The organism is Variovorax sp. FW305-3-2-15-B-LB1 (assembly GCF_058787635.1).
The window spans coordinates 57,341-76,588 of the sequence record NZ_JBYSZY010000004.1 but is presented as its reverse complement, the minus strand read 5'-3'; the positions used below and the strand labels follow the sequence as shown (position 1 = coordinate 76,588).

The 19,248-nt window shown below is 67.7% G+C and carries 24 protein-coding genes; 17 read left to right on the top strand and 7 right to left on the bottom strand.

The window, feature by feature from the left end; translation table 11 throughout:
• Positions 1–6 precede the first annotated feature (6 nt).
• The gene (locus tag AC3WQR_RS04045; RefSeq protein WP_492741210.1) at positions 7–798 is read right to left on the bottom strand and encodes a hypothetical protein; all 792 of its coding nucleotides are present in this window, start codon (positions 796–798) and stop codon (positions 7–9) included.
• 98 nt (positions 799–896) lie between these two features.
• Between AC3WQR_RS04045 and AC3WQR_RS04040 the strand changes: the two genes are divergently transcribed.
• From AC3WQR_RS04040 to AC3WQR_RS03965, 16 genes are all read left to right on the top strand, one after another.
• Complete coding sequence (locus AC3WQR_RS04040) at positions 897–1,310, top strand: gamma-butyrobetaine hydroxylase family protein (RefSeq protein ID WP_062477026.1); 414 nt, start codon at positions 897–899, stop codon at positions 1,308–1,310.
• 171 nt (positions 1,311–1,481) lie between these two features.
• Positions 1,482–2,213, top strand: coding sequence for a bifunctional demethylmenaquinone methyltransferase/2-methoxy-6-polyprenyl-1,4-benzoquinol methylase UbiE (ubiE, locus tag AC3WQR_RS04035; protein ID WP_056578284.1), 732 nt, complete (start codon positions 1,482–1,484; stop codon positions 2,211–2,213).
• A gap of 41 nt (positions 2,214–2,254) precedes the next feature.
• Positions 2,255–3,259 (top strand): Tim44 domain-containing protein, encoded by a 1,005-nt coding sequence (locus AC3WQR_RS04030; protein ID WP_139700159.1) that lies wholly within the window; start codon positions 2,255–2,257, stop codon positions 3,257–3,259.
• A 57-nt stretch (positions 3,260–3,316) separates the two neighbouring features.
• The gene (locus tag AC3WQR_RS04025) at positions 3,317–3,874 is read left to right on the top strand and encodes a ubiquinone biosynthesis accessory factor UbiJ (protein ID WP_062477123.1); all 558 of its coding nucleotides are present in this window, start codon (positions 3,317–3,319) and stop codon (positions 3,872–3,874) included.
• Entirely contained in the window at positions 3,871–5,436 is a 1,566-nt protein-coding gene (gene ubiB / locus AC3WQR_RS04020) for a ubiquinone biosynthesis regulatory protein kinase UbiB (protein ID WP_139700161.1), read from the top strand. The genes AC3WQR_RS04025 and ubiB overlap by 4 nt, the downstream gene beginning before the upstream one ends.
• Before the next feature lie 19 nt (positions 5,437–5,455).
• Positions 5,456–6,904 (top strand): high affinity choline transporter 1, encoded by a 1,449-nt coding sequence (locus AC3WQR_RS04015; protein ID WP_062477039.1) that lies wholly within the window; start codon positions 5,456–5,458, stop codon positions 6,902–6,904.
• Positions 6,905–7,009: 105 nt separating this feature from the next.
• Entirely contained in the window at positions 7,010–7,351 is a 342-nt protein-coding gene (locus AC3WQR_RS04010; RefSeq protein ID WP_062477042.1) for an FmdB family zinc ribbon protein, read from the top strand.
• Positions 7,352–7,365: 14 nt separating this feature from the next.
• Entirely contained in the window at positions 7,366–7,998 is a 633-nt protein-coding gene (locus AC3WQR_RS04005; protein ID WP_062477045.1) for a DUF502 domain-containing protein, read from the top strand.
• 37 nt (positions 7,999–8,035) lie between these two features.
• A complete protein-coding gene (gene aspS, locus AC3WQR_RS04000) occupies positions 8,036–9,841 on the top strand; it encodes an aspartate--tRNA ligase (protein WP_062477047.1) in 1,806 nt (601 codons plus the stop codon).
• Positions 9,842–9,848: 7 nt separating this feature from the next.
• Positions 9,849–10,325 (top strand): dihydroneopterin triphosphate diphosphatase, encoded by a 477-nt coding sequence (gene nudB, locus AC3WQR_RS03995; RefSeq protein ID WP_492741209.1) that lies wholly within the window; start codon positions 9,849–9,851, stop codon positions 10,323–10,325.
• Positions 10,322–11,095 carry an endonuclease/exonuclease/phosphatase family protein gene (locus AC3WQR_RS03990; protein WP_095949358.1) on the top strand — a complete coding sequence of 258 codons (774 nt, stop codon included), beginning with the start codon at positions 10,322–10,324 and terminating at the stop codon, positions 11,093–11,095. Before nudB ends, AC3WQR_RS03990 begins: the two co-directional genes overlap by 4 nt.
• Before the next feature lie 73 nt (positions 11,096–11,168).
• A complete protein-coding gene (gene folE / locus AC3WQR_RS03985) occupies positions 11,169–11,900 on the top strand; it encodes a GTP cyclohydrolase I (RefSeq protein ID WP_062477056.1) in 732 nt (243 codons plus the stop codon).
• 3 nt (positions 11,901–11,903) lie between these two features.
• Positions 11,904–12,326: a BLUF domain-containing protein gene (locus AC3WQR_RS03980; protein ID WP_062477059.1), complete on the top strand. Its 423-nt coding sequence runs from the start codon at positions 11,904–11,906 to the stop codon at positions 12,324–12,326.
• 16 nt (positions 12,327–12,342) lie between these two features.
• Positions 12,343–13,224, top strand: coding sequence for an EamA family transporter (locus tag AC3WQR_RS03975; protein ID WP_390346141.1), 882 nt, complete (start codon positions 12,343–12,345; stop codon positions 13,222–13,224).
• A gap of 13 nt (positions 13,225–13,237) precedes the next feature.
• Positions 13,238–14,062 carry a DUF429 domain-containing protein gene (locus AC3WQR_RS03970; RefSeq protein WP_492741208.1) on the top strand — a complete coding sequence of 275 codons (825 nt, stop codon included), beginning with the start codon at positions 13,238–13,240 and terminating at the stop codon, positions 14,060–14,062.
• Positions 14,063–14,198: 136 nt separating this feature from the next.
• Positions 14,199–14,693, top strand: a complete 495-nt coding sequence (locus AC3WQR_RS03965) for a BON domain-containing protein (RefSeq protein WP_062477068.1) — start codon at positions 14,199–14,201, stop codon at positions 14,691–14,693.
• A gap of 77 nt (positions 14,694–14,770) precedes the next feature.
• On the opposite strand, the gene AC3WQR_RS03960 is transcribed toward AC3WQR_RS03965, so the two are convergent.
• From AC3WQR_RS03960 to AC3WQR_RS03940, 5 genes are all read right to left on the bottom strand, one after another.
• Complete coding sequence (locus AC3WQR_RS03960) at positions 14,771–15,280, bottom strand: hypothetical protein (RefSeq protein ID WP_492741207.1); 510 nt, start codon at positions 15,278–15,280, stop codon at positions 14,771–14,773.
• A complete protein-coding gene (locus AC3WQR_RS03955) occupies positions 15,267–15,650 on the bottom strand; it encodes a hypothetical protein (RefSeq protein ID WP_492741206.1) in 384 nt (127 codons plus the stop codon). Before AC3WQR_RS03955 ends, AC3WQR_RS03960 begins: the two co-directional genes overlap by 14 nt.
• Positions 15,651–15,702: 52 nt before the next feature.
• Positions 15,703–16,077, bottom strand: coding sequence for a hypothetical protein (locus AC3WQR_RS03950; RefSeq protein ID WP_062477074.1), 375 nt, complete (start codon positions 16,075–16,077; stop codon positions 15,703–15,705).
• Between the two features lie 54 nt (positions 16,078–16,131).
• A complete protein-coding gene (locus AC3WQR_RS03945; protein WP_070063586.1) occupies positions 16,132–16,296 on the bottom strand; it encodes a DUF1328 domain-containing protein in 165 nt (54 codons plus the stop codon).
• Between the two features lie 204 nt (positions 16,297–16,500).
• Positions 16,501–17,871, bottom strand: a complete 1,371-nt coding sequence (locus AC3WQR_RS03940) for a CHASE3 domain-containing protein (RefSeq protein ID WP_095949354.1) — start codon at positions 17,869–17,871, stop codon at positions 16,501–16,503.
• A 130-nt stretch (positions 17,872–18,001) separates the two neighbouring features.
• Here AC3WQR_RS03940 and AC3WQR_RS03935 point away from each other — a divergent pair, with 130 nt between their 5' ends.
• Positions 18,002–18,634, top strand: coding sequence for a response regulator (locus AC3WQR_RS03935; protein ID WP_007837167.1), 633 nt, complete (start codon positions 18,002–18,004; stop codon positions 18,632–18,634).
• Between the two features lie 7 nt (positions 18,635–18,641).
• Here the strand turns inward: AC3WQR_RS03935 and AC3WQR_RS03930 are convergent, their stop codons facing one another.
• Positions 18,642–19,046 carry a response regulator gene (locus AC3WQR_RS03930; protein ID WP_062477080.1) on the bottom strand — a complete coding sequence of 135 codons (405 nt, stop codon included), beginning with the start codon at positions 19,044–19,046 and terminating at the stop codon, positions 18,642–18,644.
• Between the last annotated feature and the right edge of the window lie 202 nt (positions 19,047–19,248).

The window sequence follows — 19,248 nt, the reverse complement described above, 5'->3', positions numbered from 1 at the left end:
TTTTTCTTAGTTGGCCGCGGCGGTGCGCGTCGCGCTGCCTGCCTTGCGGTCCGCGCAGGCCTGTTTGAATTCCGGCGTGGCGCGCGTTTCCTTCGAGAAGCGCTTCGAGGCCACGCTGCCATCCCTGCACACGCGATCGAGCTCGGCCTGCGCGCTCTTGTTGCCCGCATGTGCGGCGTGGGCCAGCAGGCGCACCGCGTGGAAGGGCAGTGCGCCCGAGCTGCCGGGTGACGCGGTTGCTGCAGTGGTCGTCGGCTGCGGTGTTGCTGCAGCCTTGACCGGCTCCGCAGGCAGCGTGCGCGCGGTGCCCGCCGAGGTCGGCATGCGCTCGACGGCGGTGAAGTCGCCGCTCTTGCCAGCGCGCTCGACCATCTGCCGGTAGCTGTCCATCATGAACGACGTGTCCTTGGGCGTGAGCTCCTTCGCGGGCTTGGCAAGGTAGGCCGCGACCTCGGGTGGCAGCGCGGCGTTCACGGTGCTCAGTTCATGCGCGCCGCCGAAGCCGCGCGAGCCGGCCTGGGCGGCATGCGCGGCGTCGTCGCCCAGCGCCATCGCGCCCTTGGCGGCCACGCCGGTTGCACCTTCGGCTGCCACCGCGCCGGCGCCGACCGCCGCGCCCTTGCCCGCGACGCCGGCCGCCTTGCCGGCGGTCGCGGCCTTGCCTGCCGCTTTGCCGATCAGGCCCCAGAAGGCATGGGCCGGTGGGGCGAGGGCGGTGCCCGCGAGCGCGGCGCAGAGGACGATGGCGGCCCGGTTCGGACGCGACAGGAGGAGGGGAGAGCGTGTGCGTGACGGCATGCGGCAATGCTAAGCGCAGGCGGCCGACACGCTGGCGCGCAGCGCGCGGCATACTGCGCGAGTCCTCTCCCTTTTCTCTTCTTCCGAACGGATTCCCCATGGCAGGTTTGCAAGCCGGCGCGCCGACACCCCAATCGATCACCGTGCATGGCCAATCGCGCGTGCTCGAGGTCGGCTTCTCGGACGGCGCCACCTTCCGCATCCCCTTCGAGCTGATGCGCATCTACTCGCCGTCGGCCGAGGTGCAGGGCCACGGCCCGGGGCAGGAGGTGCTGCAGACCGGCAAGCGCGACGTCGACCTGGTCGGGCTCGAGCCGGTGGGCAACTACGCGGTGCAGCCGGCCTTCAGCGATGGCCACAACTCCGGCATCTACACCTGGAGCCTGCTCTATGACCTGGGCGCGCGGCAGGCCGAGCTGTGGGCCGATTACGAGCGGCGCCTGGCCGCGGCGGGCGTGGACCGCGACGCCCCGATGGCCGACAAGGGCGGCCACGCCTGCAGCAGCCACTGAGCGTCGAGGAACCGAGGGTAAACATACCCTGTTGCTATTGAAAAGATAGCCTTACACACAGCAAAGACGCGCGTTGCGGCGGCCCTCCGTTGGAGGAAAAAGCAACAAATGTCCGCCGTGCCCGCGGGGTCGTCGCCTTGAAGGAATGCCTTCCGGCCTAACATCCAGCGCATGAGTACAACCCACTTCGGCTTCGAGAAAGTCGACGAAAGCGAGAAGGCGCAACGCGTTCGCGGCGTCTTCGACTCGGTGGCCTCGCGCTACGACATCATGAACGACCTGATGTCGGCCGGACTGCACCGGGCCTGGAAGGCCTACACCGTGATGGTCGCGAACGTGGGCGAAGGCTCGCGCGTGCTCGACATCGCGGGCGGCACCGGCGACCTCGCGCTCGCCTTCTCGAAGAAGGTCGGCGCCACGGGCCAGGTGGTCCACACCGACATCAACGAAGCCATGCTGCGCACCGGCCGCAACCGCCTGCTCGACGCCGGCGTGGTGCTGCCCACCACGGTCTGCGACGCCGAGAAGCTGCCCTTTCCCGACGACCACTTCGATGTGGTCACCGTGGCCTTCGGCCTGCGCAACATGACGCACAAGGATGTTGCCCTCAAGGAAATGAACCGCGTGCTCAAGCCGCGCGGCAAGCTGCTGGTGCTCGAGTTCTCGAAGGTCGCCAAGCCGCTCACGAAGGCCTACGACTGGTATTCGTTCAACGTGCTGCCGCGCCTGGGCAAGCTCGTGGCCGGCGACGATGCGAGCTACCGCTACCTGGCTGAATCGATCCGGATGCATCCCTCGCAAGAGGAGCTCAAGACCCTCATGAAAGAGGGCGGTTTCGGACATGTGGACTATCACAACATGACGGGGGGAATTGCTGCCCTCCATGTTGGAATCAAGTGTTGATCACGATGACGACGCGAATTTTTCGCTCAAGAGGAGACGGCATGAAGAGTTTGGGTTCTTTGTTCTTGGCAGCAGCACTGGTGCTGGTGAGCGTTCAGGCGGAAGCTGCTCGCATGGGTGGCGGCAAGTCCGTCGGTCGCCAGTCGTCCAACGTGACGCAGCGTCAGGCCACGCAGCCCGCGGCCCCCGCGCAGCAGAACGCGACCAATGCGGCGCCCAAGCCCGCAACGCCCGCAGCCGCTGCACCGAAGCGCCCGTGGGGCGCGATGCTCGGCGGTCTCGCCGCCGGCCTGGGCCTGGCATGGCTCGCGAATTCGCTGGGCCTGGGTGCCGGCTTCGCCAACATCCTGCTGATCGCGCTGCTGGCTTTTGCCGCGCTCGCGGTGTGGCGCATCTTCAAGGCGCGCTCGGCCGCGTCGTCGGGCAACGCCAACCGCCAGGGCGCTTTCGCTTTCCAGGGCGCCGGCAGCCCCGCCGATGCGCGCGCACCGGCACAGTACAGCCCGGCCAACGTCGGCAACGACGCCTCGGCACGGCCGTGGGAGCGCAACGCCACGGCGTTCGACGCCGCGCCGGCATCGCACGGCAGCAGCCTGTCGGCCGCGGGTGCCGCAGCCGGCGGCAGCATGATCGGTTCGGCACTGGCCGGTTCGCAGTCCTGGGGCATCCCCGCAGGCTTCGATGCCGACGGTTTCCTCACCGCCGCCAAGCGCAACTTCGTGACCCTGCAAGACGCCTGGGACCGCGCCGACGTGTCGATGCTGCGTTCCATGATGACCGACAGCATGGTCGAAGAGATCCGCACGCAGCTGGCCGATCGCGCCAGCCACACGGGCGGTGCGCTCAACAAGACCGAAGTCGTGATGCTCGACGCCAAGCTGCTGGGCATCGAAGAGCTGCCCGACGCCTACATGGCGAGCGTGGAGTTCTCCGGCATGATCCGCGAAGACGCCTCGGCGGGCCCGGCCCCGTTCCGCGAAGTCTGGAACATGACCAAGACCGGCAGCGCTGGCTGGCTGGTGGCAGGTGTGCAAGCGCTGCAGTGACAAAAACCTGAGCCACGGCCGTCACCCGGCCGTAGCACTGACGGGATAATGGGGACCATGGCTACACCATCGTCCCCTTTTTCTTTGCTCGGCGACCTGTTCAACCGCATCGGCGAACGCCTGCAACCGCCGGCCTGGGCCGTCCACGAGATCCAGCACCGCGCGGTCCTGTTCCTGAACCACGTGCTGCAGCAGGAACCCGAAGCGCAGCAGCGGCTGCTGCGCCAGCAGGGCAGGGTGGTGCGCTTCCAGTGGCGCTTCGTGACGATGGAGCTGGTGGCCACGCCGGCCGGCCTGCTCGACCTGGCACCTGCCGGCTCTACGCCCGAACTCACGCTCACCGTGATCGATGACTCTCCCTTCGACATCGCCCGCGCCACGCTGCGCGGCGACAAGCCTTCCGTGCAGATCGTCGGCGACGTGCAGCTCGCGGCCGAGGTCAATTGGCTGGTCGACCACGTGCGCTGGGACGTCGAGGACGACCTGGCCCGCGTGATCGGCGACGTGCCTGCGCACACGCTGGGCAACGGCGTGCGGCGCGTGGTCGGCGCGCTGCGCCAGTTCGTCGGCGACCGCTCGGCCCGTGCCGGCGGTGCGGCGGGCCACGCCGAATGAGTCGCTTCTATCGCGGCCTGTTCATCGTCTGGGTCGCACTGCGCTATGGCCTGGACGAGCTCGTGCTCACGAGCTTCCAGAAGCCCTGGCTGCGCGTGGTGGCACGCATCGTCTCCGTTGGACGCAACCTCGACGCCCCGCGCGGCCAGCGCCTGCGCGAGGCACTGGAGCGGCTGGGCCCCATCTTCGTGAAGTTCGGCCAGGTGCTGTCCACGCGGCGCGACCTGCTGCCGCCCGACATCGCCGACGAGCTGGCCTTCCTGCAGGACCGTGTGCCGCCGTTCCCCTCGGCGGTGGCGGTCGCGACCATCGAGCGCGCCTTCCGCCGTCCGGTCAGCGACGTGTTCGTGCAGTTCGACGAAACGCCCATCGCCAGCGCCTCGATCGCGCAGGTGCACTTCGCGACCATCCGCACCAACCAGGGCGAGATCCGCGACGTGGCGGTGAAGGTGCTGCGTCCCAACATGCGCGGCGTGATCGAGAAGGACCTGGCCCTCATGGCCATGATGGCCGGCTGGATCGAGAAGCTCTCGCCCGACGGCAAGCGCCTGAAGCCGCGCGAGGTGGTCGGCGAGTTCGACAAGTACCTGCACGACGAGCTCGACCTCGTGCGCGAGGCCGCCAACGCCGCGCAGCTGCGCCGCAACATGGCCTCGCTCGACCTGGTGCTGATCCCCGAAATGTTCTGGGACTTCTGCCACCCCGAAGTCATCGTGATGGAGCGCATGAACGGCGTGCCCATTGCGCAGATCGACAAGCTGCGCGCTGCCGGCGTCGACATTCCGAAGCTCGCGCGCGACGGCGTGACGATCTTCTTCACGCAGGTGTTCCGCGACGGCTTCTTCCACGCCGACATGCACCCGGGCAACATCCAGGTGAGCCTGGCGCCCGAGACCTTCGGGCGCTACATCTCGCTCGACTTCGGCATCATCGGCACGCTCACCGAGTCCGACAAGGAGTACCTCGCGCAGAACTTCGCGGCCTTCTTCCGGCGCGACTACAAGCGCGTGGCCGAGCTGCACCTGGAGAGCGGCTGGGTGCCGCAGGGCACGCGCATCGACGAGCTCGAGGCGGCGATCCGCACCGTGTGCGAGCCGTACTTCGACCGGCCGCTGAAGGAGATCTCGCTGGGCATGGTGCTGATGCGCCTGTTCCAGACCTCGCGCCGCTTCCACGTCGAGATCCAGCCGCAGCTGGTGCTGCTGCAGAAGACCCTGCTGAACATCGAGGGCCTGGGCCGCAGCATCGACCCCGAGCTCGACCTCTGGGCCACGGCCAAGCCCTTCCTCGAGAAGTGGATGATCGACCAGATCGGGCCGAAGAAGCTGTTCCAGCAGCTGCGGGCCGAGGCGCCGCGCTACGCGAAATTGCTGCCGCAATTGCCGCGTTTGCTGCACGATTTCCTGGAAAATCGGCCGCCCGATCACCGCCGCGAGTTGCAGGAACTGCTGGCCGCGCAGAAGCGCACCAACCGGCTGCTGCAGGCCATCCTCTATGGCGGCATCGGATTTGTCCTGGGGTTGCTCGCCATGCAAGTGCTGGTGCGCGTGCGTTTGTTCTAGAGGCTGGAGGAGTTTCGCCGTGTTGTTGACGCTGGTCATCGTCTATCTGCTGGTCACCATCGCCATCGGCCTGTATGCGGCCAAACGGGTGAAGAACACCACCGACTTCGCGATCGCGGGGCGGCACCTGCCGCTGTTCATGATCATCACGACCACCTTCGCGACCTGGTTCGGGTCCGAGACGGTGCTCGGCATCCCGGCCAAGTTCATCGAGGGCGGCCTGAGCGGCGTGGTCGAAGACCCGTTCGGCGCGGGCACCTGCCTGATCCTGGTGGGCCTGTTCTTCGCGGGCAAGCTGTACCGCATGACGCTCTTGACCATCAGCGACTACTACCGCGAGCGCTACGGCCGCAGCGTGGAAGTGGCCTGCTCGCTGATCATCATGCTGAGCTACCTGGGCTGGGTCTCGGCGCAGGTCACGGCGCTGGGGCTGGTATTCAACGTGCTGTCGGCCGGCGCCATCAGCATCCCGCTGGGCATGGTGATCGGCGTGGTCTCGATCCTGGCCTACACGCTGTTCGGCGGCATGTGGTCGGTGGCCGTGACGGACTTCATCCAGATGATCATCCTGGTCGTCGGCCTCGCGGTCATCGCGATGTTCGCGGGCGACATGGCCGGCGGCGCCGACAAGGTGGTGGCCTTCGCGGTCAGCAAGGACCTCTTCAAATTCTGGCCCGAGCCCAACTGGCACGACATGGTGTTCTTCTTTGCCGCGGCCATCACGATGATGCTGGGCTCCATTCCGCAGCAGGACGTGTTCCAGCGCGTGATGTCGGCCAACAGCGTCAAGGCCGCGACCCGCGGCCCGGTGATCGGCGGCGTGGCCTACATCCTGTTCGCCTTCGTGCCGATGTTCCTGGTGGCCAGCGCGCTGCTGATCATGCCGGAGGAGGTGGCGGTGCTGCTCAAGGAAGATCCGCAGAAGGTGCTGCCCACGCTGGTGCTGCAGAAGATGCCCTTCGTGATGCAGGTGCTGTTCTTCGGCGCGCTGCTGTCGGCCATCAAGTCGACCGCCTCGGCCACCTTGCTGGCGCCCAGCGTCACCTTCACCGAGAACATCTGGCGCCAGTTCCGTCCCGCCGGCACCGACCGCGAGAACCTGATGACCATGCGCATCACGGTGCTGCTGTTCAGCGCCGCCGTGCTGGCCTACGCGATCCGCATGCAGGGCACGCCGATCTACGAACTGGTGTCGGGCGCCTACCAGGTGCCGCTGGTCGGGGCCTTCGTGCCGTTGGTGTGCGGCCTGTACTGGCGCCGCGCCACCACCCAGGGCGCCATCGCCTCGATCGTGGGGGGCATCGGCGTCTGGCTGCTGTTCATGGCGATGCCCTGGGGTACCGCCTTCCCGGCCCAGCTGGCGGGCGTGCTGTCCTCCTTCGCGGGCATGGTCATCGGCTCGCTGCTGCCGCAATGGATAGCGAACACTCACACGCCGCACCGCCTGCTGGCGACCGAGCCGGCCTGACGGCGGGCCGGGCCGCGCCCCCACGGCCCCTGCGGGCGGGGGCGCCCCTATAATTGAGGGCTTTGCGAGCGGCAGCTGCGTCGCTCATTCCCACCCCGATTTTCCATGCCCATTTACGCCTACAAGTGCAGTTCCTGCGGCTTTGCCAAGGACGTTCTGCAGAAGATGTCGGACACGCCGCTCTCGGTGTGCCCGGAATGCGGTGCGAGCGCATTTGAAAAGCAGGTCACGGCCGCCGGCTTCCAGCTCAAGGGCTCGGGCTGGTACGTGACCGACTTCCGCGAGGGCGGCGGCAAGAAGTCCGAGGCCGCCACCGCGCCCGCTGCGTCCGGCGACGGCGCCAAGTCGGCCGACGCTTCTTCTTCGTCCCCCGCCTCCAGCCCCGCACCGGCGCCCGCTCCCGCGCCGGCCCCCGCTGCAACGGCTGCCGCCAAGAGCGGCGACTGACGGAACCCTCTCCCATGTCCGCCCTGCGCAAATGGTTGTTCTCCGGCTTGCTGGTGATCGTTCCGCTGTTCATCACCCTGGCGGTGCTGAAGTGGATCATCGACACGCTCGACCAGACGCTGTGGGTGCTGCCGGGCGCATGGCAGCGCTGGCTCTACGACAACAACATCCGCGGGCTCGGTGTGCTGCTCACGCTGGCCATCCTGCTGGTGGTCGGTGCCATTGCGAGCAACTTCGTCGGCAAGCGCCTGCTCGGCTGGGGCGACGCCGTGGTGCGCCGCATTCCGGTCGTGCGCTCGATCTACTCCAGCGTCAAGCAGGTGTCGGACACGCTGTTCTCCGAGAACGGCAACGCATTCCGCACGGCAGTGCTGATCCAGTGGCCGCGCGAGAGCGTGTGGACCATTGCCTTCGTGACCGGCGCGCCGGGCAACGAGGTGGCCGAGTACCTAGGCAGCGAGGAATTCCTCAGCGTCTACGTGCCGACCACGCCCAACCCCACGGGCGGCTACTTCGTCATGCTCAAGCGCAGTGACTGCGTCGAACTGAAGATGAGCGTGGACGAAGCGCTCAAGTACATCGTCTCGATGGGCGTGGTCGTTCCAGGCGGCCCCTCCTCGGTGGCGATCAAGCCATCCAACTCATAAAAACGAACGCGCCACGACGGCGCCGGAAGTCATCTCTATGGCCATGCGTACTCACTATTGCGGTCTTGTGACCGAAGCCCTGTTGGGCCAGACCGTCACCCTGTGCGGGTGGGTCAACCGTCGCCGCGACCACGGCGGCGTGATCTTCATCGACGTGCGCGACCGCGAAGGCTACGTGCAGGTGGTGTGCGACCCCGACCGCGCCTCGACCTTCGCCGTGGCCGAGAACCTGCGCAACGAGTTCTGCGTGCAGATCACCGGCCTGGTGCGCGCGCGCCCCGAAGGCACGACCAACGACAGCCTCAAGAGCGGCAAGATCGAAGTGCTGTGCCACGAACTGAAGGTGCTGAACCCCTCGGTCACGCCCCCGTTCCTGCTGGACGACGACAACCTGTCGGAAACCACCCGCCTCACGCACCGCGTGCTCGACCTGCGCCGCCCGGCCATGCAGCGCAACATGATGCTGCGCTACAAGGTGACGATGGAAACGCGCAAGTTCCTCGATGCCAACGGCTTCATCGACATCGAGACGCCGATGCTGGGCAAGTCCACGCCCGAAGGCGCGCGCGACTACCTCGTGCCCAGCCGCGTGCACGACGGCAGCTTCTTCGCGCTGCCGCAGTCGCCCCAGCTGTTCAAGCAGCTGCTGATGGTGGCCGGCTACGACCGCTACTACCAGATCGTGAAGTGCTTCCGCGACGAAGACCTGCGCGCCGACCGCCAGCCTGAATTCACGCAGATCGACATCGAGACCTCGTTCCTCGCCGAAGAGGAAATCCGCGAGATGTTCGAAGGCATGATCCGCAACGTGTTCCGCAACGCCGCGGACATCGACCTGCCGGTGTTCCCGACCATGAGCTACGCCGACGCGATGTTCAAGTACGGCTCGGACAAGCCCGACCTGCGCGTGAAGCTCGAGTTCACCGAACTCACCGAGCTGATGAAGCGCGTCGAGTTCAAGGTGTTCTCCAACGCCGCCACCATGGCTGGCGGCCGCGTCGTCGCGCTGCGCGTGCCCGGCGGCGGTGCCGAGGGCGGCCTGTCGCGCGGCGAAATCGACGCCTACCAGGAGTTCGTGAAGATCTACGGCGCCAAGGGCCTGGCCTACATCAAGGTCAACGACGCAGCCGCCGGCCGCGACGGCCTGCAAAGCCCGATCGTCAAGAACCTCGACGACGCCACGCTGGCCGAGATCATCGCCCGCACGGGTGCGCGCAACGGCGACATCCTGTTCTTCGGCGCCGACAAGGAAAAGGTCGTCAACGACGCCATCGGCGCGCTGCGCGTGAAGATCGGCCACAGTGCCTTCGGCAAGAAGGCGGGCCTGTTCGACGACCGCTGGGCCCCGCTGTGGGTGGTCGACTTCCCGATGTTCGAGTTCGACGAGGAAGGCCAGCGCTGGAGCGCCGTGCACCACCCGTTCACCGCACCGAAGGACGGCCATGAAGACCTCATGGACACCGCGCCCGAGAAGTGCATCGCCAAGGCCTACGACATGGTGCTCAACGGCATCGAAATGGGCGGCGGCTCGGTGCGTATCCACCGCGAGGAAGTGCAGAGCAAGGTGTTCCGCGCGCTGAAGATCAGCGCCGAGGACGCGCAGCTCAAGTTCGGCTTCCTGCTGGACGCGCTGCAGTACGGCGCGCCGCCGCACGGCGGCATCGCCATCGGCCTGGACCGCCTCGTCATGCTCATGACCGGCGCCGAGTCGATCCGCGACGTGATCGCGTTCCCCAAAACCCAGCGCGCGCAAGACCTGCTGACGCAGGCGCCGAGCCCGGTCGACGAGAAGCAACTGCGCGAACTGCACATCAAGCTGCGCAACACGCCGCAAGCGGCCTGATGCAGCCATGACGACCGGCACCCGGCCCTGGAAGATCCCGGAGTCGGTGCTGGTCGTGATCCACACGCCGGCACTCGATGTGCTGCTCATCCGGCGTGCGGATGCCGAGTCCGACTTCTGGCAGTCGGTCACTGGAAGCAAGGACGCAGTCGACGAGCCGCTCGCGCTCACCGCCGCACGCGAAGTGGCCGAGGAGACCGGCATCGATTGCAGTGAAGGCACGCCGCTGGCGTCGCAACTGGTCGACTGGCAGCTGCGCAACGTCTACGAGATCTACCCCGGCTGGCGCGTGCGCTACGAACCCGGCGTCACCCACAACACCGAGCACCTGTTCGGCCTGTGCGTGCCCGAGCGCCTGACACCCCGGCTCGATCCGCGCGAGCACACCGACTGGCAATGGCTGCCGTACCACGAGGCGGCGGACGCCTGCTTTTCCCCGTCGAACGCCGAAGCCATTCTGTTGCTGCCAGAATTTGCGCGATGAACCCACCGGCCGCCGCAGCAGCAGCAACGCAGAACCTCCGGGTCGCGACCTACAACATCCACAAGGGTGTGCAGGGGATCGGGCCGGCGCGTCGGCTCGAGATCCACAACCTGGGCCACGCTATCGAGCAGCTCGATGCCGACATCGTCTGCCTGCAGGAAGTGCGCAAGATGAACCGGCAGGCCGCCGCCCGCTTTCCGCGCTGGCCCGAGCTGCCGCAGGCCGACTTTTTGGCGCCCGAGGGCTACACGGCCGTCTACGAGACCAACGCCGTCACGCGCCACGGCGAGCACGGCAACGCGCTGCTCACGCGCTGGCCGGTGATCCGCACCAGCCACCAGGACATCTCCGACCACCGCTTCGAACAGCGCGGCCTGCTGCATGCCGTGATCGACGTCGAAGGGCGCCGGGTGCACGCCATCGTGGTGCACCTGGGGCTCATCAAGGGCAGCCGCGTGCGGCAGGTGGCCCGACTGCGCGAGTTCATCGAGCGCGAGGTGCCGGCCGACGAGGCCGTGGTGGTGGCCGGCGATTTCAACGACTGGGGCGCGCGCATGCGCTACGCCATGAACGCCATGGGCCTGCGCGACACCAGCGACCTGCGCGGCCCGCGCACGCTCACGTACCCCTCGCGGCTGCCCGTGACGCAGCTGGATTTCGTCTACGGCCGCCAGCTCGAACCGCTGGCCTGCAATGTGCCGCGCGGCCCGATCTGGGCCCGCATGTCCGACCACCTTCCGCTGGTAGCCGACTTCGCGCTACCTAATTGATAGCATTGCTCCGAGAAGGGGCGGGCGTTGTAGCCCGAATCCCCTGGGGCCATTCACTGGTACGATCCCCGCCATGCTGAGGAAAACCGACGTCGAACCGCTTCCCGATCGAAAAGACGATGACGAGGGCACCCCCGTCTCCGTCAAGATCCGCGAGCGACTGAATGCAGCGCGCAAGCGTTTCAACGCCAACGACAACATCGCCGAGTTCATCCAGCCGGGCGAGCTGGAGTCGCTGCTCGACGAGGTCGAGGTCAAGATGAAGGGCGTGCTCGAGAGCCTGGTCATCGACGTCGAGAACGATCACAACACCGACAACACCGCGCGCCGCGTGGCCAAGATGTACCTCAACGAGGTGTTCCGCGGCCGCTATGTGCCGGCGCCTCCGCTCACCGAGTTTCCCAACGCCGAGCACCTGAACGAGCTGATGATCGTCGGCCCGATCACCGTGCGCAGCGCCTGCTCGCACCACTTCTGCCCGATCATCGGCAAGCTGTGGATCGGCGTGATGCCCAATGAGCACACCAACGTGATCGGCCTGTCCAAGTACGCGCGCCTGGCCGAATGGGTCATGGGCCGTCCGCAGATCCAGGAAGAAGCCGTGGTGCAGCTGGCCGACCTGATCCAGGAAAAGACCCAGCCCGACGGCCTGGCGCTGGTCATGGAGGCCGAGCACTTCTGCATGGCCTGGCGCGGCGTGAAGGAAATGGACAGCAAGATGATCAACTCCGTCATGCGCGGCGTGTTCCTGAAAGACCCGAGCCTGCGTCGCGAATTCCTCTCCCTCCTGCCACGAAAGAGCTGAGCCATGCTGGTCCGACTTCTCTATGCCAGTCGCGCCGTCGATACCAGCCCCGAGGCCATCGAGGCGATCCTCGCGAAATCGCGCACGCACAACCCGGCCTGCGGCATCACCGGCATCCTCTGCTACGGCGCCGGCACCTTCTTGCAGGCCATCGAGGGCGGGCGCGACGCCATCAGCGATCTCTACGGCCACATCCAGCGCGATCCGCGCCACAAGGACGTGGTGTTGCTGCACTACGAGGAAATCTCCGAGCGCCGCTTCGGCGGCTGGACGATGGGGCAGGTCAACCTCTCCAAGCTCAACGCCTCGACGCTGCTGAAGTACTCCGAGAAGCCCGAACTCGACCCCTACAAGGTCTCGGGCAAGGTCTCGCTCGCGCTGCTCGAAGAACTGATGGCCACCGCGGCCATCGTCGGCCGCCACTGATCCCGGTTCGACCGGGGTGCCCCTTTCCGCTTTCGCACTGATCCTGCTGGCCGGGGTCATCCACGCCAGCTGGAACATCGCCGCCAAGAAGGCGAACGGCGATTCGCGCTTCGCGTTCCAGAGCGGCGTGTTCATGGCCGTGGTGTGGGCGCCCGTGGGCATCACGCTCGGCTGGAGCGTCGTGCCGACCTGGGGCACGAAGGAGTGGGCCTTCATCGTGCTGAGCGGCGTGCTGCACGTCTTCTATTACGTCGTGCTGCTGCGCGGCTACCGCAAGTCCGATCTCACGGTGGTCTATCCGCTGGCGCGCGGCTCGGGGCCGCTGCTGTCGTCGCTGGTGGCGATCCTGTTTCTCGGCGAGAAGATCAGCCTCGTCGGCGTGGCCGGCATCTTCGGCGTGGTGCTCGGCGTGTTCCTGGTGGCCGGCGGCCCGCGCCTCTTTCACAAGAAGCACGACCCGGTGCAGCGCGAGCGCGTGCACAAGGGCATGCGCTACGGCGTGCTGACCGGCGCCTTCATCGCGGCCTACACGGTCACCGACAGCTACGCCGTCAAGTTCCTCGCCATGTCGCCGATCCTGCTCGACTACATGAGCAACTTCGTGCGCCTCGTGCTGCTGCTGCCCGCCGCGCTGCAGGACCGCGCGACCACCGCGCGCATGTGGCGCGACCAGTGGAAGTACGCGCTGCTGGTGGCGGCGATCAGCCCCGTCTCGTACGTGCTGGTGCTGTACGCGGTGCAGCAGGCGCCCATCTCGCACGTCGCGCCGGCGCGCGAGGTGTCGATGCTGTTCGCCGCGCTGATCGGCGGGCACCTGCTGCGCGAAGGCGACCGCATGCTGCGGCTGCTGGGCGCGCTGTTCATCGCGGCCGGCGTGATCGCGCTCGCACTGGGTTGACCGAGGGCGGGCGATGCTCTTCGGCTGCGATTTCTCGAGCGCACCGACCGCCCGCAAGCCCATCGTCGTGGCCGTCGGTGAGATGGCCGGCTCGGACGCCGTCACGCTGACCGGCCTGCACCGCTTCGCCACGCTCGACGCCTGGGGCCAATGGCTCGACAGCAGCACGCCCGCCTGGGTCGGCGGATTCGACTTTCCCTTCGGCCTGCCGCGCGAACTGGTCGAGCACCTGCAGTGGCCGGCCGCGTGGGACGCGCTGATCGCCCACTACGCCGGCCTGAGCCGCGCCGAGATCCGCGACACCTTCGCCGCCTTCTGCGCGGCGCGTCCGGTCGGCGGCAAGTTCGCGCACCGTGCGACCGATGCGCCGGCCGGATCGAGCCCGTCGATGAAATGGGTGAACCCGCCCGTCGCCTACATGCTGCACGCCGGCGTGCCGCGCCTGCTCGCGGCCGGCGCCACCTTGCCGGGCCTGCACGCGGGCACGCACAAGGAGCGCATCGCGCTGGAGGCCTATCCCGGCCTGCTGGCCCGCGAGCTGATCGGCCGGCGCAGCTACAAGAGCGACGACCTCGCGCGCCAGTCGCCCGAACGCGAGGCCGCGCGCGCCGACCTGCTGGCCGCGCTCGAGGCCGGACGCTCGCGGCTCGGCCTGCGCCTCCAACTCACGGCCGCGCAGCGCAACGGGCTGCGCGCCGACGCCAAGGGCGACGAGCTCGATGCGGTGCTGTGCCTGCTGCAGGCCGCCTGGGCCCGCCAGCGCGCCGGCAGCCCCGGGCCGGGCTATGGATTGCCGGGGTCCATGGACCCGCTCGAAGGCTGGATCGTCAGCGCCTGAGCCGCCTGCCGTCGCTTGCTTGTCCTACAGCGCTTCGGGCCTGCGGCGACACCCGGGCGCGGGCGGTGGGGACTAGATTGACTGGCGTGGACCAAGCCGGTCCATGCACCCATTTCCGACCGCAGGAGGATTTCCCATGACAACGTCGAACCGTTCCCTCGCTCCCTTTGCCACCTCGCGCACCTGGCTCGCCGTGCTCGCCGCCGGCGCCGCGCTGACCCTGGCCGCCTGCGACAAGCCGGGCAACCAGACCGCCGGTGAGAAGCTCGACAGCGCCGTCGCCAAGACCGAGCAGGCGGCCTCCGATGCCAAGGCCAAGACCGAACAGGCCGCGGCCGACGCCAAGACCGGCATGGCCGGCGCCACGGCCGATGTGAAGGAAGCCGCCAAGGACGCCACTGCCGCCGTCACCGCCACGGTCGACGATGCCGCGATCACCGCCTCGGTCTCGGCCGGCCTGGCCAAGGACCCGGACCTGAGCGCGATCAAGATCGATGTCGACACCAAGGGCGGCGCCGTGAGCCTCAAGGGCCCGGCACCGACGGCCGCCGCCAAGTCGCGCGCCGAGGAGATCGCCAAGGCCGTGCAAGGCGTGAAGTCGGTGAACAACCAGCTCGAAGTGAAGGGCTGATCGGTCCTTCTGCGTCAAGCAGCAAAAAGCCCGGCTCGGCCGGGCTTTTTCTTGGGTGCGTGCAGCAGGCGTGCAGGTCAGGGCGGGTCTTGCCGAGGCGGCCGCCCAGGCTTCTGCAGCAGCGTGTTGACCAGGTCGGCCACGTCGGAGGTCTTGAGCACCGCCGCGATCACGGCCGTGGCCGAGAGCAGCCGCCAGGGCCGCACGAGCACCAGCAGCGAGCCCGTGGCGGCCGCGGCGGCCATGAGCTTGACGGGCTCGGTGCGGGCGTAGTGTTCGAGCAGGGGGCGGGCCAGCTGGCCGGCCGCGTGCGCGGGATGGCGGCGCCACCAGCGCTGCACCACGCCGCGCGCCATCGCGCTCCAGACGTTGTGGCGGCGCCCCGGCGAGGCGGGCGGCGCATCACCCGCGTCGGTGTGTGCGTATTCGAGATCGTCGTCGGCGTTGCCGGCAGCCAGGGCGCGATGGGGCGCCGGGGCGTCGGGCTCGCCGTTCAGTTGCCGCACGAGCGCGCGGCGAGAAAGGGCCAGCCGCTGTTGCGGCGTCAGCTGCGGTGCGCCAGGGCGGCGGGGATCAGGGCTGCTCATGGCGGGCTCCGGCGGCATGCAGCGCGTCGAGGTCCGCGGCCAGTTGGGCGCGCAGATCGTCGAAGCCGTAGTTCGGACTCGGGCGGGTGGCGATCCAGATGCAGATCGCCGCGATCGCCACTGCCACGGCAGGCACGGCCACCAGCACCCAGTGGAAGCTCCCGTGCAGCACGCCGAGCAGCACGGCCACGCCGATCAGCCCGAGTGCTAATACGGCGGTGGCCACGGCCAGGACGCCCGCGACCAGTCGGGCAACCAGGCCGCGTCCCGCCACGGCACTCTCCTGCCGGACAAGGGCGGCGTAGTTGGCGATGTGATCGGCAATGAGCTCCGGGTGCCCGAGCACCGTCGAGAAGATCGGATGAAGCATGTGCGAGGGTGGTCGGGCGGGGTCGGTCGGTCAGTGGCGATGCAACAGCGGATCAGTAGTCGTCGCGGTTGCGGCGGCTGGCCAGCACGATCAGTGCCGTGATGGCGGCGCCGGCAGCGGCGGCCAGCAGCACCGAGCGCACGGGCTGGTCGGAGATGTAGCGGCCGGTCACGTCGGCGGCCTGTTCGATGCGGCGGTGCGCGCGGGCGCTGGTGGTCGAGGCGGCGTCGAGACCGCGCTGCACGGCTTGCTGCACGCGTGCGGCCAACTGCTCGACACCCGGCTCGGCGTCGCGGCGCAGTTCGCGGACCTTTTCGCCCGCCGCATTCACCGCGTTCTGAGCGTAGGCGCGGGTGGTTTCGGCCGCTTCCTGGGCGGTCTGGCGCACGTCGTCGGCGAGTTGCGAAGGGGTCTTGGTCGTGTTCATGGGAGAGTCCTTTCCGGGAAGATGAAATGCGGGAGCCTGTGGATCGTAACTACGCTACTTGCGTCGTAGCAAGCCGGCCAGGAAGCTGGCGATGGCGAGCACGGCAAAGATGATGAAAAGGACCTTGGCGATCCCCACCGCGCTGGCGGCAATGCCACCGAAGCCGAACACGGCAGCGATGAGTGCGATGACCAGAAATACCACGGCGTAGTGCAGCATGCGGAACTCCTTCGAGGCTTCCCTCTTTGTGGTTTGAAACCATGCATCCGGGCGCATCGCTGAAGACGCGGCCCGGTGCCGGATGACACAGGACCCACCTTAAGGGCAGGGCCGCATCGGCCCTGTCAGCGACCGGGGCGGGGGTGCGTAGGAGGCGACCGAGTCGCCGCAGGCCCGGGGCGTGAAGAAATGCCAGCGCCTGCGTCAGGCGCTGCGCGGCGCCGGCGTGTCGGGGCTCGCCGTCGTGCCGGCCTGCGGTGCCGGCTTCACCACCGGCAGCATCGCGGTGAGCCGCGTGCCCTGGCCGGGCGCCGAGGTGATGGTGAGCTTGCCGCGCGCCGCCTCGACCCGGTGGCGCATGCCCGCCAGGCCGTGCGTCGACGGGCGCATGCGCTGCGCGTCGAAGCCCTTGCCGTTGTCGGCGACTTCCACGATCACGTGGTTGGCGTAGTTCTTCAGCACGATGGTGGCTTCGCTCGCCTCGGCGTACTTGCCGATGTTGGTCAGGCTCTCCTGCACCATGCGGTAGATCGTGAGCTGGCGCGATTCGTCCATGGTCACGGGCTCCAGCGCCATCTCGATCTCCAGGCCCGAGCGCTCTCCGAACTCGCGCCCCAGGATTTCCAGCGAGGCGACCAGCCCGAGGTTGGAGAGCGACGAAGGCCGCAGGTCCTCGATGATGCGGCGCTTCAGCGCGATGCCGCTATTGAGCAGCTCGGTCAGATGCTGCAGCCGCTGGATCGCGTCGGGCGAGTCGGCCAGGCGCGACTTCAGCCGCGCCACGTCGAGCTTGGCGGCCGTGAGCAGCGAGCCCAGCTCGTCGTGCAGCTCGCGCGCCAGGTAGCCGCGCTCGGTCTCGCGCACGTCCTGCAGGTGGGTGGCGAGCTCGGCCAGCGAGGCGGTGCGCTCGCGCACCTCGTCTTCGAGCGCGTTGCGTTCGCGTTGCAGCGCTTCCTGCTGGCGCTCGCCCACGGAGCGCAGCGCGTGCGTCTGGCGCAGGTACAGGAAGAAGGCGATCAGCGCCGCGAGCGCCACGATGCCGGTGCCGACGCGCGCCAGCTGCAGCGACTTCATCACCTGCAACTGACCGGCCTGCAGCGTCGCGTTGCTGGTCTTCACCAGCTCGTTGGCCGTGGCGCGGATGGCTTCCATCTCCTCGCGGCCGACGTCGGTGGTCATGACGAACTTCCAGGCGTCCTCGTTGCCCTCGTGGCGCAGCCGCACGCTCATGTCCATCTCGGCGATCTTGCGCAGCACGTGCTTGGACAGCTCGGACAGCTGGGTGCGCTCGGCCGGGCGTTCGGCGTACAGCTGGCGCAGCGTGGCCAGGTTGCCGTCCACCTGCTTGACCGCGATGTCGTAGGGCTGGCGGTAGGCGGCTTCGCCCGTGAGCAGGAAGCCGCGCTGGCCGGTTTCGGCGTCCAGCATGTTCTGCAGGATCTGGTTGAGCGTGCCGCGGATCTGCTGCGCCTCGTCGATGTCCGCCAGGGCGCGGCTCGATTGCCGGTATCCTGCCTCGTTGATGCCCACGAGGGCCAGTGCGGCCAGCGCCGCGAGCAACAGGCTCACGGCCATTTTTTGGGGGGCTAACCAGTGCATGACACCCTTAGGGTCGCATTCAATGCAACTTCGTGAATAATTGATAACAATCAGGGACCGGCATGCTGCGGCTTCCAAAGCTGCGGCACAACGACGAAAGTAACAGATGATCAAAATTGGAATTGTGGACGACCACGCCATCGTGCGATCGGGCCTCCGGCAGTTCTTCTCCGAGCACGTGGACCTGCGCGTGGCGGGCGAGGCAGCGAGCGGCCGTGAAGCCATCGAGCTGGTACGCACCACCGAACTGGACGTGCTGGTGATGGATCTCTCCATGCCGGGACAAAGCGGTATCGATGCACTCGCCATGATCCGCGCCAAGGCGCCGGACGTGGGCATCCTGATCCTCAGCGGCTACCCCGAGGAGCACTACGCGATGAACCTGATCCGTCAGGGCGCCAGTGGCTACCTCAACAAGGAATGCGATCCCATCGAGATCGTGAACGCCATTCGCACCATCTCGCTGGGCCGGCGCTACATCACGCCCGCTGTGGCCGAACTGCTGGCCCGCCAGCTCGACCGCAAGGACGACGCCGCGCCGCACGAGCAGCTCTCGGAGCGCGAGTTCCAGGTGTTCCTGAAGCTGGCCAAGGGCGAGACCGCCGGCGACATCGCCAAGACGCTGTCGCTGTCGGTGAAGACCGTGAGCACCTACCGCACGCGGCTGATGGAGAAGATGAACCTGTCCTCCAACAGCGACCTGACCTACTACGCGCTGAAGAACAAACTCATCGATTGAGCTGCGCCTAGGCATCGCCGGGCGCGGACCGCAGCGCGGCGGCCTGGCGGATGCAGAAATCGACCAGTGCGTCGATCTCGTTCGACTTGTCGAACACCGCGTCGACCCCGAACTCGGCGCAGCGGCGCCGGATGTCGGGCGTCGCATAGTTGCTGAGCACCACCACCTTCTGGCCGGGCTTGCGCGACTGGCAGGCCTGCAGGATGCCCAGGCCGCTTCCCTGCTTGAGAAAGAGATCGACGATGGCCAGGTGCCACTCGTCGGCATGGTCGTGCAGCCAGTCGCGCGCGTGCTGCTCGGTTTCCGCAAAGCCCACGACCGTGGTGCAGGTGAGCTCTTCCAGAGTGCCGATGAGGTTTTCACGGATCGTGGGGTTGTCTTCGACAACGTAGGTCTGCAATCTGGAATCCATGCCGAACCGCGCTTCCTCTGAGGTGGGCAGGTGCTCGTGTCCAAGCGCCCTGCGGAGGAGAGAGCCTGCCCATGGACATTGAGGCTTTCCCGCAGCGGATCATGCAGGGTTCAAGGGCCGCGCGTTGTAGGCGGGTTCTGACGCATGTGCAGGCGGCTGTCTCCACGCCGCCTCGCGCCCGCCCGTAGGCCAAGCCGCACGG